Raw genomic sequence first — 17608 nt, forward strand, 5'->3', positions numbered from 1 at the left:
CGGTGGGGTCCGGCCGCCCGGACCCCACCGGTCTTCCTCTCGATCCGTCCGCGGTCGGTGCCGCGGCGCGTCGGACTACTCGCGGTCGTCCGCGGTGGTGCGCCGGCGCCTCGCGAAGAGGAATCCGCCGCCCGCGAGGACCAGGACCACCACGACGACGCCGATCACGACCCCGGTGGACGAACCGGAACCCCCGCCGTCGCCGTCACCGGCGCCGTCCGCGGGAACCGCCGACCACCAGCTCCAGTACCCGTCCTGGCCGTAGATGTTGCCGGCCGCCTCGGGCATGGTCGTGATGGACTTGATCTGGTCGGTGCGGTACGCCTCGACCGCGTTCGGGTACGCGATGACGCTCATGTACCCGGAGTCGTACAGCCAGGACTGCATCTCCTTGACGATGTCCGCCCGCTTGGCCGGGTCGTACTCGGCGAGCTGCTTCTTGTACAGACCGTCGTAGGTCTTGTCGCAGATGAAGTTGTCCGTGGCCGCGCTCGCCGCCTTCTTGGCGGGCAGGGCGGCGCAGGTGTGGATGCCGAGGACGAAGTCCGGGTCCGGGTTGACGGACCAGCCGTCGAAGGCGAGGTCGTACTCGCCCGCGTACCACGGCACGGAGACGTCGTCGAGGCAGTCGACCTTGAGGCCGATGCCGAGCTTGCCCCACCACTCCTTGAGGTACTTGCCGATGGCCTTGTCGTTCGGATCGGTCGCATGGCACAGGATGCGCAGATCGAGGGGCTTGCCGTCCTCGCCGACGCGCTTGCCGCCCTTGAGTGTGTAACCCGCCTGGTCCAGCAGCTGCCCCGCCTTGGCCGGGTCGTAGCCGAGCGCCTGGTCGGCGGAGGGCTGCCAGTGGTACGCGGGGAAGCGCGGCGGGATGTAGCCCTGGCCCTCGACGGCGTGACCCCGGAAGACCTTGTCGATGATCGTCTTGCGGTCGATCGACAGGAAGAGCGCCTGGCGGACCTTCTGGTCGAGCAGCGCCTTGTTGCCGTCGCCGAACTTCTTGCCGTCCTTGGTCTGCGCGCCCGGGTTGGTGGCCAGCGCGAAGAAGCGGCGGCCGGGGCCCTCGTTGACCTTGACGTTCTTCTCGCTCTTGAGCGAGTCGGCCTGGGCGGGGGTGAGCGCGGGCGAACCGGCGACGAAGGAGACCTCACCCGTGCGGAGGGCGGCCACGGCGGCGTCCTGGTCCTTGTACGTCTTGAAGACCAGCTCGTCGAACTTGGGCCTGCCGCGCCAGAAGTCCGGGTTGGCCTTCAGCTTCACGTACTGGTCGACCTTGTAGTCGGTCAGGACGAAGGGGCCGTTGCCGACGACCGGGAAGTCCTTGTCGTTGTTGAACTTCGAGAAGTCCGTGACTTTCTCCCAGACGTGCTTGGGCACGATCGGGACGTCGAGCGCGGCCATGGTGGCCTGCGGCTCCTTCAGCTCGATGACCAGCTGCGTGGGGCTGGGAGCCGTGACCTTCTTGAAGTTGGAGACGAAGCTGCCGTTGGCCTGCGCGGCGGCGTCGTCCGTCATCATCTTGTTGAACGTCCACGCCGCGTCCTCGGCGGTGGCCTGCTGCCCGTCGGACCACTTCGAGTCGGGCCGGATGGTGTACGTCCACGTCAGCTTGTCCGCCGACGGCTCCCACTTCGTGGCGAGCCCCGGGACCGCGTGGTTGTCCTTGGGGTCGTAGTTCGTCAGGAAGTCGTACATGAGCCGGGAGATGCTCGTGCTCAGCAGCTTCTGGGCGAGGAACGGGCTCAGGGAGTCGATGCTCTGGGCGACGGCGACGGTCAGTGTCCTGCCGGACTCACCGCTGTCGGCGGCCTGCGCCTGCTGGGGGGCGGATCCGAGGGGAACGCCGGGTACGACGGACCCGGCCGCGAGGGCGAGGGCGGCGACGCCGGAGGCCAGAAGAATACGCAGACGTGAACGTGGCTGGGCTGAGGGTGGTGGAACTCTTACGACCATGGTCAGGGACCTCGCGTCAGGACTCGCACGGAGAAGGCGGGTTGATCTGTGGTTCGCCAGCTGGTGAAGCGAAGGTTTATCAGCGGTGGTCGAGCCGCGTCAACGGTCCCCGAAACGGCGTGTGGTCTGCGGTAATGCGGTGAGGGTCCCCTTCGCGAATGCGAGGGGGACCCTCATTGGTTCAGACCTCTGACGCCTTACTGCTGAGGCGCTGACGGCGGCTGCGGGGGCTGCTGCTGCCAGCCGGCCGGCGGCACCGGACCCTGGAGTTCGGGGGGTGTCGGGCCGCCCGGCTGACCAGGCTGTCCGCCGAACTGCGGGGGCTGCGGCTGCCCCGTCGGGCCGGCCGCGGACTGTGCCTGGGAGGGCGGCGTCTGCTGCCAGTTCTGCCCGGCGCCGGGGGCCGGCTGCTGCGCCGGATACGGCTGCTGAGGCTGCCCGCCCCACTGACCGGGCTGCTGCGGCGGGTACGGCTGCTGAGGCTGTCCGGGCTGCTGCGGTACGTACGGCTGCTGGGCCGGCATCTGCTGGCCCGGGGGCAGCGGCTGACCGGGCATCGGCGGCGCGTACTGCGGCGGCGGACCGCTGCCGTCCGAGGTCCACAGCCCCTGCTGCTGCTGGGCGCGCGCGAAGTCCTCGGCGACGAGAGCGGAGAGGTTGAAGTACGCCTCCCGGGTCTTCGGGCGCATCATGTCCAGGTCGACCTCGGCGCCCGCCGACAGGTGCTCGTCGAACGGCACCACGACCACGCCCCGGCAGCGCGTCTGGAAGTGCTGGACGATGTCGTCCACCTTGATCATCTTTCCGGTCTCGCGGACCCCCGAGATGACCGTCAGAGAGCGCGAGACCAGCTCCGCGTACCCGTGCGCCGACAGCCAGTCCAGCGTGGTCGAGGCGCTCGACGCCCCGTCGACGGAGGGTGTCGAGATGATGATCAGCTGGTCGGCGAGGTCGAGCACCCCGCGCATCGCGCTGTAGAGCAGACCGGTGCCCGAGTCCGTGAGGATGATCGGGTACTGCTTGCCCAGCACGTCGATCGCGCGCCGGTAGTCCTCGTCGTTGAACGTCGTCGAGACCGCCGGGTCCACGTCGTTGGCGATGATCTCCAGACCGGAGGGCGCCTGCGAGGTGAACCGCCTGATGTCCATGTACGAGTTGAGGTGCGGGATCGCCTGGACCAGGTCGCGGATGGTCGCCCCGGTCTCGCGCCGCACCCGCCGTCCCAGCGTGCCCGCGTCCGGGTTGGCGTCGATCGCGAGGATCTTGTCCTGCCGCTCGGTGGCCAGCGTGGCGCCGAGCGCGGTGGTGGTCGTCGTCTTGCCCACGCCGCCCTTGAGGCTGATCACCGCGATCCGGTAGCAGGAGAGCACCGGGGTGCGGATGAGGTCCAGCTTGCGCTGCCGCTCCTGCTCCTCCTTCTTGCCCCCCAGCTTGAACCGCGAGGCGCCCGAGGGGTTCCGGCTGCTCTTCGCCTTCTGCTTGCCTCGGACCAGCCGGTCCGACGACAGCTCGACGGCGGCGGTGTAGCCGATCGGCGCGCCCGGCATGGAGCGCTCGCGCTGGTCGTGCGTGACCGGCGTCGGCCAGGCGTTCCCGGACCGGGGATCGGCCGGCGGGCCCTGCGGCGCGGGCTGCTGGCCGGGGGCCGCCTGGGGCTGCTGGCCCGGCAGCGGACCGGCCTGGCCCGGCTGACCGGCCGGCGGCCCCTGCTGCGGCGCGTGCTGCTGCGGAAGCGGCGCGGGCAGGTTCGGCGCGGGGTTCGGTCCGGGCAGCTGCGGGGCAGCGGCCGGTGGCTGGGCCTGCTGCGGGAAGCCGTACCCGCCCTGCGGACTCTGAGGCGGCTGGGGCGCCTGCGGAGTCTGGGGCGCTGGGGGCGCCTGATGCGCTTGGGGCGTCTGGGGCGCGGCCTGCTGCGCCGGCCACGGGGGTGCGGGCGGCTGCGGGGCCGGGGGAGCCTGCGGGGAGGGCTGCTGGGGGATCGGGGCCGGCAGCGCGGCGCTCGGCTGCGGCTGCTGGGGCGGGGTCTGCTGCGGCTGCGGCTGCTGGGGCTGGGCCTGCTGGGGCTGGGCCTGCTGGGGGAAGCCGTAGCCCCCCTGCGGAGCGGCCGGGGCCGGCGGCTGCGGAAGCGCGGGCGGCTGCGGTGCCTGCGCGGCGGCGGGCTGCGGGAAGCCGTAACCGCCCTGGTCGGCGGGGGCGGCCGGGGCCGGTGCGACGGGCGCCTGCGGCGGCCAGTGCGAGGCGGGCTGGGGCGCGGCCGGCTGCTGCGCCGCCGGCTGGAACGCGGGCGGCAGCGGCGGCAGCCCGCCGGGCGGCGGACCGGGCGTCCACGGGACCGGTGCCGCGTCCTGCGGCGCCGGGACACCCGGCCGGTCCGGCGCGGCCGGGGCCGGCGGCACCGCGTCCGACGGCTCGGCGGCCTGCGAGGACCCGTCGGGGGCGACCGGCGGAAGCCCGGCGGGGGCGCTGTCGGCCGGGGCGCTGTCGGAGGGGGCGCTGTCGGAAGGGGCGTCGGCCCCGCCCTCGGCGGGCTCCTCGTCCGGTGCGGAGGAGGACGGCACGGCGTCGTGGGGCTCGGCGGAGGACGGCGACGCGTCGGAGAGCGCGGCGTCGGCGGGGACCTCGTCGGACGGGACGGCGTCGTGCGGCTCCGCGAGGGCGGACCCGGCGGACCCGTGGTTCTCGACGTCCGTTCCGTGGGTGGTGTCCGTCCCCTCGTCCCCGGTCGCCTGGGCGTCGCCCGCGTCGCCCGCGTCGGCCGGGGCCCCCGGGGCCCCCGGGTCCCCCGCGGCGTCGGCGTCCCGTGCCTCGTCGGAGGCGCCGGACCCGCTCGTGGAGGCGCCGGCCCCGGCGGCGGCCGCCGCCTCCAGCTCTGCGATCTCCCGCTTCAGCGCGGCGGAGGAGAACCGCATGGTCGCCCCGCTCTCCACGTCGCCGCCCCCGAAGGCGTCGGGCGCACCGCCGCCTTCCCCCGCGCCGGGCGGCGGGAAGGCCGAGGCGTCGGCGGCGGGCGCCGGGGGCGCCGGCGTCCAGTCGGGCTCGAAGCCGCTCCCCGGCGGCAGTCCGGGCAGGGACACCGGTGCGCCGCTGGGCGGCGGCGGGGGCGCCAGGGGCGTGCCCGCACCGCCCGAGGAGTCGCCCGGCGCGTTCTGCGTGTACCAGGCGGGCGGGGTGTAGTCGATGGTGAACTCACCCGTCAGCTCGGCGGGCTCCGCGTCGGACGACTCGTCGACGGGCTTGTCCCAGCCCCCGCGGATTCCGTCCCGATCGCCGTTCACTGTTGCCTCCTGGTGTGGTCGAGCACCCTTGTGCCGTGGTGGGCGGGGGCGACCGTTTCCGCAACGCGAGCCGCCCGGCTCTCCCCCCGGGGACGCGACACCTACCCGCAGGTTCTTCTGCCGCGCCCGGACCCACCCTAATCGTCATCGGGCTCGCTACGGCAGGCCGTGCGGCACCGCGAAGCCCGTCCCCTCCGTCACGTACTGACCTCAAGTGGACTGCGTCCGGCGGAAAGTGAAGGGAAAAGCCCTCAAACAGGCACATCTGCATGGGGAAATCCGCCCCATTCGGTCACGAAGGGGTGTCGCGGGGAGGTGTCGGACACCTTCCCATGAGCGCCGGTCAATCCACCCGGCGTGCGCCGCCCAGCAGTCCGCTCTCCGCGTCGGTCGGCCGGGTCATCACGAGCCGCCGGTCCCGCCGGGTGCACCACAGGGTGACGCCGTCCGCCATCGTCGACAGGGCCCGCACCTCCTCGTCACCGAGCAGCATCAGCCGGCCGATCGCGCGGGCCTCGTCCGGGGAGACCCGCTGCACCCCGACCAGGGACGCCTTCTCCATCAGCCCGGCGGCCACCGGACTCGGATACGGCACCAGCGTCACCACCGACTGCCAGGGCGCCGACGCCACCCGCCCGCGCGGAGGCCGCGTGCCGCAGTCCCGCACCACGACGACCGGCGATCCGACGGACGCCCCCAACGGTGGCACCCGGCCCACCTCGTGCAGCGCGATGCCGGGCTCCGCACCGCCCACCGCACGCACCAGCCCCGCCCAGGCCGGTGCCCGGCCCGTCTCGACGACCACCCGGGCCCCGGTCGCCACCGTGCGCAGCGCCAGCACCTGCGCGGTCCACAGCCCGCCGACGAGGGTGACGTCGTACGGCGTGGGCCGGAACAGCCCGAGCACGGCGGGGCCGCCGTCGCCGTCGACCCCGATCACCACCCCGTCGTCGCCCACCGGAAGCGCCAGCGACGCCAGGTGCTCCGGCCGGACCGAGTGCCGGGGACGGTGCGGGGCGAACCGCCCGAACACCGGCCGCCCGTGCCCGCGCACCGCCATCAGCGGGTTCCGCCCAACGGCACCGTGGCCAGCAGTCCGGGCAGCTGGTCGCGGTCGAGCCGCACCAGCGAGGCCCGCGCCCCGCGCGCCGCCCGCTCCAACGCGTGCCGGGCCGCGAGCAGTTCGCGTTCGTCCTCGCCGCTGACCCGGACATGGCCGGTGAGTGCGGTCTCCTGCCGCTCGCCGTGCGCCAGCGTCAGCGCGAACGTGGTGGCGCGGGCCGGGACCGAGGTGAGCAGGGCGACCAGCTCCGGCAGCGCGGCCCGCCCGCCGCCCAACTCCGGCCAGCGGCGCACCCAGTAGGTGGTGTGCGGCCGGCCGTCGCAGCTCCAGGTCCGCGAGGTCTCCCGGGTGCGGCGGACCGCCACCCCGTCCCGCGCGCCCCGCGCCGTCACCGCCGGGTCCGCGCCCAGCGAGGTGGTGAGCGCCGCGCCCAGCTCCGGCTCCGTCAGCACCGTCGCGCCGAGCCCCGCCCCGCTCAGCCGCCCGGCCAACTGGTCGGCCGCGCGCACCACGCACCGCTGCGCCCCGACGAGACCGCCGCCCCGGGCCCGTACCGCCTCCGGGCACAGCTCCGGGGCGAGCCGCAGCGCGATCCAGGTGATCCGCACCGCCGGAGCACCCGAACCCTCGCGCAGCGGCGCGTAGTTGCGGGCGGCCACCGCGTCCTCCGGGAGCCGCGGCGAGGGCGCGGGCCGGGTGTGCTGCACGATCTGCGCGGACTCCAGCCGGATGCCGTCCACATCGAGCGCGTCCCGTACCAGCTCCAGGGGAAGCGGTCGCGCGGAGCGGCCGGGGCGCAGCGCCGTACCGTCCGACTCCACGCGCAGCACCTCCGTCAGATACGTGCCGTCGCCGATCATGCCCACCGGGCGCCGCTCGCTCCCTCCGAACGCGTAGGTGCGCAGCCCCGGTTCGCACGCGGAGAGGGGTGCCGGGACCGCTCCGTGTCCGTCCGCCGCCCCAGGGACGCGGGCGGCGCGGACGCGCGCCCGGAAGGCCAGGACCGTGCGCAGCAGCGCGGGAAGGGATCGGCGCCGCCGGCGCACCAGGGCCAGCACCGCGAGAACCCCGGCGAGCACCGAAGCGGGCGCCAGCAGCAGCGGATCGACCACCCAGGCGCACAGCAGCAGCGCCCCGGCCAGCTCGCACAGGACCAGCTGGTGGACCCGCAACGGCCTCCGGAAGCCCACACGTTCACTCGGCCGGGTGATGCCCGGCCCGGCACCGGGGACCGGGACGCCGTCCGCGTCCGCCCCGGCGGTCCGCGCGCCCGGAACCGGAACCGTTCGCGTCGCGGAAGCCGTCATCGCGGCACCCCCCGTCCGTCCGCCCCCGAAGAGACCCGTGCACGCCCGCCCGCCGAGCCGTCCGACGGGGGCCATCACCCTACCCGGCACCCGGCACCCCGGGGCCGACAGGCATAGTAGGGGTCCGGTCAGGCAACGGGGGCCCGGCACGGGACGCCGGCCGGGGCGCTCCCCGGTGCCGCGCGGACGGACGGGGGCGGGACCCATGGCATCGCGGCGCGACGAGTTGAACGCGTACACCTTCGCGAAGCGGCGCGTGGTGGCGGCCTTCCTGCGCCCCTCTCCCACCGGCTCCGACGAAGGGGCCCCGCGCCCCCTGCGCGCCGTCCTGCCCGGACTGGTCGCCGGTGCGCTGATCCTCGCCGGATTCGGCGCGTACGGGATGTTCCGCCCGGCCGCGCCCCGCGACTGGGACCGCCCCGGCGCCAAGGTCGTCGTCGGCAGGACGTCGACCACCCGGTACGTCGTGCTCACCACCGGCCGGGGCGCGGAGCGCCGGACCCTGCTGCACCCGGTGCTGAACCTCGCCTCCGCCCGGCTGCTGCTGGACCCGGGGCAGTACGGAGTCGTCCAGGTCGACGACGCCGTCCTGGACGCGGGCGACCCGGCGCGCGGCCCGGTCCTCGGCATCCCGTACGCCCCCGACCGGCTGCCCGAACCGGAGGACGCCGGGACCGCCAAACGGTGGGCGGTCTGCGTGCAGCCGGGCGGCGGGTCAGGCTCCGTGCAGAAGGCCGCCTTCGTCCTCGGGGCGCGCGACCGGCACCTGACCGAGGGGGCCGGCCGGCTCACCGGCGGCCAGGTCCTCTACGTCCAGGGCCAGGACGCCACCCGCTACCTCGTCGACGCCCGCGGCACCAAGTACCGCATCGACGAGACCCCCGAGGACCTCGGCCACCTCACCGGCGCCCTCGTCGGCGCCGCCCGCCCGCAGCCCGTCACCGACGACTGGCTGGCCACCCTGCACGACGGCAGCCCGGTCGCCTTCCCCGACATCCCCGGCGAGGTCGGCGCCCCCGCGCACATCGAGGGGCACCTCTCGGCGCGCGAGAACCGCGTCGGCACGGTGCTCCGCACCAGGAACGGGGAGGGCACCGCCTACTACGTCGTCCTCGACCGCGAGGTGAGGCCGGTCTCCGAGTTCACCGCCTGGCTGCTCATCAACTCCCCCCGGACCGCCGCCCTCGACCTGGCCGGCGAGGCGCGCCCCGCCGGACTCCAGGACTTCGTCCCCGCGAGCGAGCCGTTCGAGGACCCGGCCCTGCGCTGGCCCGCCCACCGGGCCGTCCGCGTCAACAGCACCGGCACGGGGTCCGCCGCCCGCGACACCGTGTGCAGCGTGCTGCGCTCCACCGACGGCTCCGGCCGCACGACCCTCGCCACCTGGGCGGGCACCGCCTATCCCGCGCCCGTGGGAACCGGCGGCACCAGCACCTATGTCACTCCGGGCAGCGGGCTGCTCTACACCCCGGTCCGCGAGGGGCGGACGGGCCCGGACGGTTCACTCTTCCTGGTGACGGACACCGGACTTCGGTACGCGGTCCGGGCGAACGGCGACGCCGGCGCCACGCGCCCCGGCGCACGCCCGGTGCCCGGCGAGGCGCAGATCCGGCTGGGATACGGGAAGACGGTCCCCGTCCTCGTCCCGCACGCCTGGTCGGAGTTCCTGGCCCGGGGGCCGAGGCTCGACACGGAGAGTGCCCGCAGGCCCCAGGGCTCCTGACGGGCGGCACCGGCGCGGGGACGGGCGGGGGAGAGGACACGATGCGACACGGGACGAGGGCGCTGCCGGCGACGGCCGCCGCCCTGGCGCTGCTCGCGGGACCGCAGGCCGCGTACGCCGCCGCGGAACCCGGCCCGCACCTGGACGGCGGCGGGGAGTGCGCGTTCCCGATGAGGGAGCAGTTCGCGGGCCGCCCCTGGCCGCTCCAGCGGATCCTCCTCGACGCCCTGTGGAAGGACACCCGGGGCGAGGGCGTCCGCGTCGCCGTCGTCGACACCGGCGTGGACACCGCCAATCCGCAGCTCACCGCCGCCGTGGACCGGTCCGCCGGAATCGACTACACCGGCACCGGGGGCGACGGGACGCTCGACGGGTCCGGCCACGGCACCAAGGTCGCGGGCATCATCGCCGCCCGCCCCCGCGCCGGAACGGGATTCGTCGGCCTGGCCCCCGGGGCCACGCTCATCCCGGTCCGCCAGAACGACGGCCGGCACAGCGGCAGGGACAGCACCATGGCCGCCGGGATCGACCACGCGGTCGCCCATGGTGCCGAGGTCATCAACATCTCCCAGGACACCTCGCGGCCGCTGACCGAGGACTCCGTGCTCGGCCGCGCGGTCGCCCGCGCCGTCGCGAAGGACGTCGTCGTGGTCGCGTCGGCGGGCAACGACGGCGCGGACGGCCGGTCCCGGAACACCTACCCGGCCGCCTTCCCCGGCGTCCTCGCCGTCGCCGCCTCCGACCGCGACGAGGAACGGGCCGACTTCTCCCAGCCGGGCGGTTTCGTGGACGTCGCCGCCCCCGGCGTCGACATCGTCTCCACCGTCCCGGGCAACGGCCAGTGCACCGACAGCGGCACCAGCTTCTCCGCGCCCTACGTCAGCGGCGTCGTCGCCCTCATGCGCGCCAAGTACCCCGAGTGGACGGCCGCGCAGATCGTCGCCCGCCTCGAACAGACGGCCCAGCGACCCGTCAACGGCCGTGACCCCTTCGTCGGATGGGGTGTAGTCGACCCGGTCCGCGCGCTGTCCGGCGACGACACCCCGCAGGACGCGCCGCACCCCGGCCCCGCGCCCGCCGCCGCCCCGGCGCCCGAGCCCGCGCCGCTGTCGGCGGACGGACCCCGGCAACGGCGCACCAAGCGGTACGCGGCCTACGCGCTGTCCGCGGCCGTCGTCGCGGTCGGCGCGGTGGCCGGCACCGCGACCGTCGCCCGCGACATGAGGCGCCGCCGCTCCCCGCGCCCGCGCTGACCCCCGGACGGCCCGGTCCGGTGCGCCGGAGCGTCCGGGGAGCGGTGGCGACGTGGCTAGGGTGAGCGCCGGGTCCAGCCCCCACACCCACGTCACCGCGCCCCCCGGCGCCCTCGGAGAGGACCTCCGCATGACCAGCCCCGCGGGTGGTTTCGCCCTCGCCGACGATCCGCTCGTCCAGGCAAGGAACCGCATCGTCGACACGGCCGAGGCGGTCTCCAGACAGTCCAGGGAACTGGCGGACATCCTCGCCACGGCCGGAGCCGGCTGGACCGGCGCCGGAGCCTCCGGCTTCGCCTCGGCACAGCTCGCGCTCAACGAGGACCACGACCGGATCCGCCGCCTCCTCCACGTGCTCCACCACGCGGTAGCGAGCACCAAGAACCTCAGCAACGCCACCGACGAAGAGGTCCGCGCGGCCTTCGCCGCCGTCGGGGAACAGGCCCCGGCCCCACGCGGCGGCTCCGGCCTCGACTCCCTCTGAACCCGCCCGCCGCGCCTCCGGGCCGCCCCTTCCACCGCAGAGGAACACCCATGGGCCACGACCCGCACACCAAGGTCCGCTACGCGAGCGTCCAGGAGATGGCCGACCGCATCCGCGCGGTCTCCCGGAACATCTGCCGCGACCTTGAGGAGATGGACACCGCCCTCAAGGTCGTCACCGACACCTGGGACGGCGAGGCGCACGCCGCCTACGTCACGCTCCAGAACGACTACCGCTCCCGGGCGGACCACATGCGCACCCGCCTGGAACACATCGCCCGGATCGTCGAGAACGGCAAGGACCGCTACCGCGCCACCGACCTCAAGGCGTCCGGCCTGTTCACCGAGGCGTACTGAACCGTCCGCCACAGGCCGCGAAAAGGGGGCGCGCCCGCCGGACGCGCCCCCCTCCCCGTCGCACGGCTACTTCAGGTCGAACTCGCCGTCCCGGGCGCCCAGAACGAACGCGCGCCACTCGGCCTCCGTGTAGCGCAGCACCGTGTCCGGGTCCAGCGACGAGCGCATCGCCACCGCTCCGCCCGGCAGATGCGCGATCTCCACACGCTCCTCCTCCTGCTCGGTCCCCGGGGCGCTCAGCCATTCCACCCCCGAGATGTCGAGTGCGTACAGCTCGTCCTTCTCCGCCTGTGTGCCCATGGTCAAGGGTCCTCTCCGTACGTGGCTCTGCACGGCACCGTACAGGCACCGCCACCACCGCTGGACACGTCCGGGAAGCAGCGTGTACGTATGCTTCCGTGCCTCCCCCGCGCGCCCCCCGCGCACCCTTCAGGGGCGCTCGGCCAGCCATCCCGTCTGCACCAGCCGGGCACCGCCGCGCCGGCCGACGAGGTACCCGCGCCCCGGCGGCATCGGACGCGCCCGCACCCCGCCCACGAGCTCCCCCTCGCCCGGATCGCCGGAGAGCACCACCCCCTGCGCCCCCAACTCCCCGGCCCGTTGCAGGAACGGCTCGTACAGCCCCCGCGAGGCCCCCGCCGAGGTCCGCGCGACGACGAAGCGCACCCCGGCGTCCCGGGCGAACGGCAGGTACTCCGCCAGCGGTGCCAGCGGACTGCCCGACGCCGTCGCCACCAGGTCGTAGTCGTCCACCACGACGAAGATCCGCGGCCCCGACCACCAGGTGCGCTCGCGCAACTGCCTCGGCGTCACGTCCGCCGGGGGCTGGCGCCGCGCGAACACCCCGGCCAGCGCTTCCATATGGGTGCGCAGCGCGTCCGCCGACGGCGCGTACTCCAGCAGATGGCTCTCCGGCAGCGCCCCCATCAGCCCGCGCCGGTAGTCGCCGACGACGAGCCGCGCCTCCTCGGGGGAGTACCGCTCGGCCAGTTGCCTCACGACCAGCCGCAGCAGATTGGTCTTCCCCGACTCGCCCTCGCCGAACACCAGCAGGAACGGATCGCTGTCGAAGTCCACGAACACCGGCTCCAGATCCGACTCCGCGACCCCGAGGGCGATGCCCCGGCCGGGGAACTCGAAGCCCTTCGGCAGCCGTTCGGCGGGCAGCCGGTGCGGCAGCAGCCGTACGGCGGGAGCCGCTCCGCCCGTCCAGTGCGCGCGGACCCGCTCCACCAGCGCGGCCGTGCCCTCGGCCGGATCCGCGCCGTCCGGGACCGCCTCGACCACCGGCAGCGCCGCCATGAAGTGCAGCTTCTCCGCGACCTGGCCGCGCCCCGGCACCCCGGCCGGCACCCGCGCGGCGACCTTCCGGTCGAACTCGGAGTCCAGGGCGTCGGCCAGCCGCAGTTCGAGCCGCCCCAGGAGCTGGTCCTTCAGCGCCGCCCGGACGTCTGGGTAGCGCGCGGCCGACAGCACCACGTGCACCCCGTAGCCCAGACCCCGCGCCGCGATGTCCGTGATCACCTGCTCCAGCGGCTCGTGCTCGGCACGGAACGCGCCCCAGCCGTCGACCACCAGGAAGACATCGCCCCACGCCTCGTCCGGCAGCCTCCCCGCCGCCCGCTCGCGCCGGTACGCCGCCATCGAGCCGATGCCCCGGTCCCGGAACAGCTCCTCCCGGCGGCCGAGCACCCCCGCCACCTCCGCGACGGTCCGCCGCACCCGCTCCGGGTCCAGCCGCGAGGCGACCTGCCCCACGTGCGGAAGGCCCGCCAGCGGGGACAGCCCCTCCCCGCCGAAGTCCAGCCCGTAGAACTGCGCCTCCCGGGGCGTGTGCGTCAGCGCGAACGACGCCACCAGCGTCCGCAGCAGCGTCGACTTCCCCGACCGGGGACCGCCGACCACCAGCAGATGACCCGCCGCCCCCGAGAAGTCCTGGTACAGCACCTCGCGCCGCTGCTCGAAGGGCTTGTCCACCAGCCCCAGCGGAACCGTCAGCCCACCGGGCCTGCTGTACCCCGTGGCGGTGAACCCCCGCCCCTCCTGAGGAGCCAGCCCCGGCAGCACCTGGTCCAGCGCCACCGGCCGGTCCAGCGGCGGCAGCCACACCCGGTGCGCCGGCACCCCCTGCCCCTCCAGCCTCCGCACCACCACCGAGAGCACGGTGTCGCGCGCGGTCTCCGCACGCCCCGGCGGCGGCACGGGCGCGGCGCCCGGCTCCGCCTCGGCCACCGGCACCGGGAGCGCCCGGAACACCGCCGCCCGCCGCGCCACCGGCCCCGCCTCCGCCGCACCCGCCGCGCGGTACGCCCCCGACACGTACGCCGCCTTGAAGCGGATCATCTCCCGCGTACCGGAGGCGAGATACCCCGACCCCGGCACCGACGGCAGGTGGAAGGCGTCCGCCACCCCCAGCGCCGCCCGCGACTCCGCCGCCGAGAAGGTCCGCAGCCCGATCCGGTACGAGAGGTACGTGTCCAGGCCGCGCAGCGAGCCCTCCTCCAGCCGCTGCGAGGCCAGCAGCAGATGCACCCCCAGCGACCGACCGATCCTGCCGATCTGGAGGAACATGTCGATGAAGTCGGGCCGGGCGGCCAGCAGTTCCGAGAACTCGTCGATGACCAGGACCAGCGAGGCCAGCGGCTCCAGCGGCGCCCCCGCCGCCCGCGCCCGCTCGTAGTCGTGGATCCCGGAGTAGTCGCCCGCCGCCCGCAACAGCTCCTGGCGCCGCCGCAGTTCGCCCCGGATCGTGTCGCCCATCCGGTCCACCAGGGACAGGTCGTCGGCCAGATTGGTGATGAGGGCGGCCACGTGCGGCAGCCGCGCCAACCCGCTGAACGTCGCCCCGCCCTTGAAGTCCGCGAGAACGAAGTTCAGCGTCTCCGACGGATGCGTGACCGCCAGCCCCAGCACCAGCGTCCGCAACAGCTCCGACTTCCCCGCCCCCGTCGCCCCCACGCACAGCCCGTGCGGACCCATGCCGTCCAGCGCCGCCTCCTTGAGGTCCAGCAGCACCGGCAGCCCGTCCTCACCGACCCCGATCGGCACCCGCAGCCGCTCCGGGGCCGGACGCGGCCGCCACGTGCGGGCCACGTCCACCGCGCCCGCGTCCCCCAGACCCAGCAGCTCCGTGAAGTCCGGATCGGACAGGAGCGGTTCGCCCTCCCGGCCGCCGCTCAGCCGCAGCGGCGCCAGCTGCCGGGCCAGCGCCTCGGCCGCCACCGGCGACAGACCGTCCGGCACCCCCGCGACCACGGGGCCCGCGACCGGCTCCAGCCGCAGCAGCCCCGGACCGACGCGCACGGTCAGTCCGCCCCGGACCGGCACCGGTTCCCCCCGCACCACCTCCAGGACCGTCACCCCCTGAAGCCCCTCCGGAGCCCCCAGCGGCGAATCCGGCGCCGCCCGCCCGCCGTCCACCACCACCACGACATGCGGCTGCTCCGGCGCCTGTCCGGTGTCCCGGCCGAACCGGGGCCGCCCCTCCAGCCGCCCCGCCAGCAACTCCTCCAGCGCCGCCGTGTCCGCCCCGAACAACCGCCGCGTCCCCGCCCCGTCACCCGGCCCCGGCGCCTGCGCGTGCGGCAGCCACTTCGTCCAGTCCCAGTGCTCCACCGCACCCGGCGCCGCCACCACCCCGACCACCAGATCGTCCGGCGCGTGCGCCGTCACCAGTTGCGCCACCACCGCCCGCACCACCGAACGCGCCTGCTCCACCGGCCCCGCGAACGCCACCCGGTGCACCTCCCGCACCGGGAACACCACCGGCAACCCCTCCTGCGTGCCGTGCACCGCCGCGAACCGGCGCAGCGCCCCCGCGCACACCGGCTCGGGATCGTCCGCGGGGCCGGGCTCCGGCACCGACAGCGGCGTCGCCAGCGGCTGCGGCCCGAGCCCGACCCGCACCAGCCCGAAGTCCGCGTCCCCGGCCCGCCGTTCCCACACCCGGGTCCCCTCGGCCACCACCGACCACAACTGGTCGGGCGCCGGATGCAGATACCACTGCGCGTCGCGCTGGGCACGCGCCGTACGCCGCACCTCGCGCCGGGCGCGCGCGAGATGGGCGAGATAGTCGCGCCGCGCCTCGGCCAGGTGCCCCTGCGCGCCCCGCCGGAACCGGACGACCTGCGCCGCCGCCAGCCCGGCCGTCGACACCAGCATCAGCACGCCCATGATCCGCATGAACGGCGGAGCCTGCGGCGAGAAGAAGAAGACCACCGACGCACCCATGCCGAGCACCGGAAGCAACTGGAGCAACAGCCCCTCCCGCTGACCCCGCGCCAGCACCGGAGGGGCCTTCAGCTCCAGGGGCTCCGCCGGGAGCCGGGGCGGCAGGGCCCTCGGCGGACGCTTCACGACGATCTGGCCCACCGGTCCAACCACCCCATCCGTGCCCGTGCGCCGGAGGGCCGGGGCGGACCCGCACCGGCGCCCCCGTGGCTGCCGCCGCCCCATGAACCGGCCTCCGCGCGACCGTGATCCTACTGGCCGGACCCTCCCGGTAGGGTGGCGCGCGGCAACCGCCGAAGCGGACCGCAGGGGGATCAGACAGGTGAGTACGACCGCGGGGAGCGGCTTCTGCCGCGTCACAGTCGTGGCGCCCGACAGCAGGATCGACGTCGCCCTGCCGGAGGACCTCGCCGTCGCCGACGTCTGCCCGGAGATACTGCGCCTCACCGGCCGCACCCAGGCCGTCGCCACCCCCACGGGCTACCACCTCGTCCGCCGGGACGGCACCGTCCTCGACGGCGCCCGCACCCTCGCCGAGCAACAGGTCCTGGACGGCGAGATCCTCACCTTCCGGCCCTTCGCCGCCTCGCTGCCGCCCGCCGTCTTCGACGACGTCTCCGACGCCGTCGCCTCGGCCGTCGGCCGCGACCGCCACCTGTGGAGCGACGAACTGCTGCGCGGCGCCGGAGCGGCGGGCGCCGCCCTGCTGCTCCTGCTGATGACCGTCGTCCTCTGGTACGCCGACCCGGTCCGCCACGACACGCACGGACTGCCCGCCGTCGCCGCCGCGACCGCCGGAACGCTCTTCACCGCCTTCGCCGCGGTCCGCGCCCGGGTCTACGCGGACCGGCTCACCGCCGTCGCCCTCGGCCTCGGCGCGCTGCCCCTGCTGCTCCTCGCCGGCTCCGGCGTCATCGGCCCCGACCCCGGACAGGGCCCCGGCCGCCTCCAGCTCCTGCTCGGCTGCGTCGCCGTCCTGGTCGCGTCCGTGGTGCTGGTCGCTCTCGCCCCCGGCGGGGACGCCCCGTTCGTCGCCGCCGCCCTGCTCTCCACCGCGGGCACCCTGGCCGCCTTCGCCGCGATCCTCACCGGGTCCACCGCCGCGTCGGCCGCCGCCGTCTGCGCCCCCACCGCCATCGGCCTGATCGCCTTCCTCCCCGGCCTCTCCGCCCGCTTCGCCCGGCTCCCCATCGACCCCGCCCCGCCGCGCACCCCCTCCGCCGGCCGCACCGACCCCCTCACCGACCCGCTCACCGGCCCGGACGATCCGGTAAGCGCGGTCCCCGTCGACGCCCGGACCGTCGCCGAACGCGCCCGGCGCGGCCACGAACTGCTCCTCGGCCTCGTCGGCGGCTGCGCCGCCCTGGCCGTCGCGTCGTCCGCCGTCCTGGGCTTCTCCGGCTCCCCCTGGGGCCTGCTCCTCGCCCTGGCCACCGGTCTCGCCCTGCTCCTGAGGGCGCGGCTCTTCCGCTACACCTCCCAGGTGGTCTGCGTCCTGGCCGCCGGTGTTGTCGCGCTCGCCGCCCTCGTCCTCGGCCTGGCGCTGAACCCGCCCGAGGACCTGGTGACGGGGCTCACCCGCTACGGCGAACGCGGCGACCTCGATCTGCGTACCCTCGGGATCTGCGCGGCCCTCGCCGCCGGAGCCGTCCTGCTCACGGCCGTCGGACTGATCGTCCCGCGCACCGGGCTCTCCCCGTTCTGGGGCCGGGTCCTGGACCTCGCCGAGAGCGTGCTGCTGCTCTCCCTGGTCCCGCTCTGCCTGGCCGTCCTCGACGTGTACGCGCGCGCCCGGGACCTCACCGGCTGAACCCCGTCGGGGCGGGCTGCGAACGACTGGTAGTCTGGCTGTGGCCGTTTGTGTACGCGTTCCCGGTCGTTTCTGGGAACTGCGCTCATCGGACCTTCGTCCCCGAGTCACCCGAGCCCCCCTGAGACCAAGACCAGGGGCACTCGTGGGC

The 17608-nt window shown here is 75.1% G+C and carries 11 protein-coding genes; 5 read left to right on the forward strand and 6 right to left on the reverse strand.

Features of this window, described 5'->3' with window-relative positions; translation table 11 throughout:
* Positions 1-75 precede the first annotated feature (75 nt).
* The 4 genes from ACWCXC_RS20625 to eccE form a co-directional block, all read right to left on the reverse strand.
* Entirely contained in the window at positions 76-1956 is a 1881-nt protein-coding gene (locus ACWCXC_RS20625; RefSeq protein WP_450680677.1) for an ABC transporter substrate-binding protein, read from the reverse strand.
* Between the two features lie 197 nt (positions 1957-2153).
* Complete coding sequence (locus tag ACWCXC_RS20630; RefSeq protein WP_450890144.1) at positions 2154-5231, reverse strand: SCO5717 family growth-regulating ATPase; 3078 nt, start codon at positions 5229-5231, stop codon at positions 2154-2156.
* A 343-nt stretch (positions 5232-5574) separates the two neighbouring features.
* Positions 5575-6291: a hypothetical protein gene (locus ACWCXC_RS20635; RefSeq protein WP_450890145.1), complete on the reverse strand. Its 717-nt coding sequence runs from the start codon at positions 6289-6291 to the stop codon at positions 5575-5577.
* Positions 6291-7601: a type VII secretion protein EccE gene (gene eccE / locus ACWCXC_RS20640; protein WP_450890146.1), complete on the reverse strand. Its 1311-nt coding sequence runs from the start codon at positions 7599-7601 to the stop codon at positions 6291-6293. The genes ACWCXC_RS20635 and eccE overlap by 1 nt, the downstream gene beginning before the upstream one ends.
* Positions 7602-7806: 205 nt before the next feature.
* Between eccE and eccB the strand changes: the two genes are divergently transcribed.
* The 4 genes from eccB (at position 7807) to ACWCXC_RS20660 (ending at position 11417) form a co-directional block, all read left to right on the forward strand.
* The gene (gene eccB, locus ACWCXC_RS20645; protein WP_450890147.1) at positions 7807-9324 is read left to right on the forward strand and encodes a type VII secretion protein EccB; all 1518 of its coding nucleotides are present in this window, start codon (positions 7807-7809) and stop codon (positions 9322-9324) included.
* Between the two features lie 41 nt (positions 9325-9365).
* Positions 9366-10577, forward strand: coding sequence for a type VII secretion-associated serine protease mycosin (gene mycP / locus ACWCXC_RS20650; protein ID WP_450890148.1), 1212 nt, complete (start codon positions 9366-9368; stop codon positions 10575-10577).
* A 130-nt stretch (positions 10578-10707) separates the two neighbouring features.
* Complete coding sequence (locus ACWCXC_RS20655) at positions 10708-11061, forward strand: WXG100 family type VII secretion target (RefSeq protein WP_450680671.1); 354 nt, start codon at positions 10708-10710, stop codon at positions 11059-11061.
* Positions 11062-11111: 50 nt separating this feature from the next.
* A complete protein-coding gene (locus ACWCXC_RS20660) occupies positions 11112-11417 on the forward strand; it encodes a WXG100 family type VII secretion target (protein ID WP_450680670.1) in 306 nt (101 codons plus the stop codon).
* A gap of 66 nt (positions 11418-11483) precedes the next feature.
* Here ACWCXC_RS20660 and ACWCXC_RS20665 read toward each other — a convergent pair whose 3' ends face one another.
* Both ACWCXC_RS20665 and eccCa read right to left on the reverse strand, forming a co-directional pair.
* A complete protein-coding gene (locus tag ACWCXC_RS20665; protein ID WP_450680669.1) occupies positions 11484-11717 on the reverse strand; it encodes a DUF397 domain-containing protein in 234 nt (77 codons plus the stop codon).
* Positions 11718-11846: 129 nt separating this feature from the next.
* Positions 11847-15788 carry a type VII secretion protein EccCa gene (eccCa, locus tag ACWCXC_RS20670; protein ID WP_450890149.1) on the reverse strand — a complete coding sequence of 1314 codons (3942 nt, stop codon included), beginning with the start codon at positions 15786-15788 and terminating at the stop codon, positions 11847-11849.
* Between the two features lie 181 nt (positions 15789-15969).
* On the opposite strand from eccCa, the gene eccD reads away from it, so the two are divergent.
* Positions 15970-17457, forward strand: a complete 1488-nt coding sequence (eccD, locus tag ACWCXC_RS20675) for a type VII secretion integral membrane protein EccD (protein WP_450890150.1) — start codon at positions 15970-15972, stop codon at positions 17455-17457.
* The last annotated feature ends 151 nt before the right edge of the window (positions 17458-17608 follow it).

The organism is Streptomyces sp. NPDC001515 (assembly GCF_053597115.1).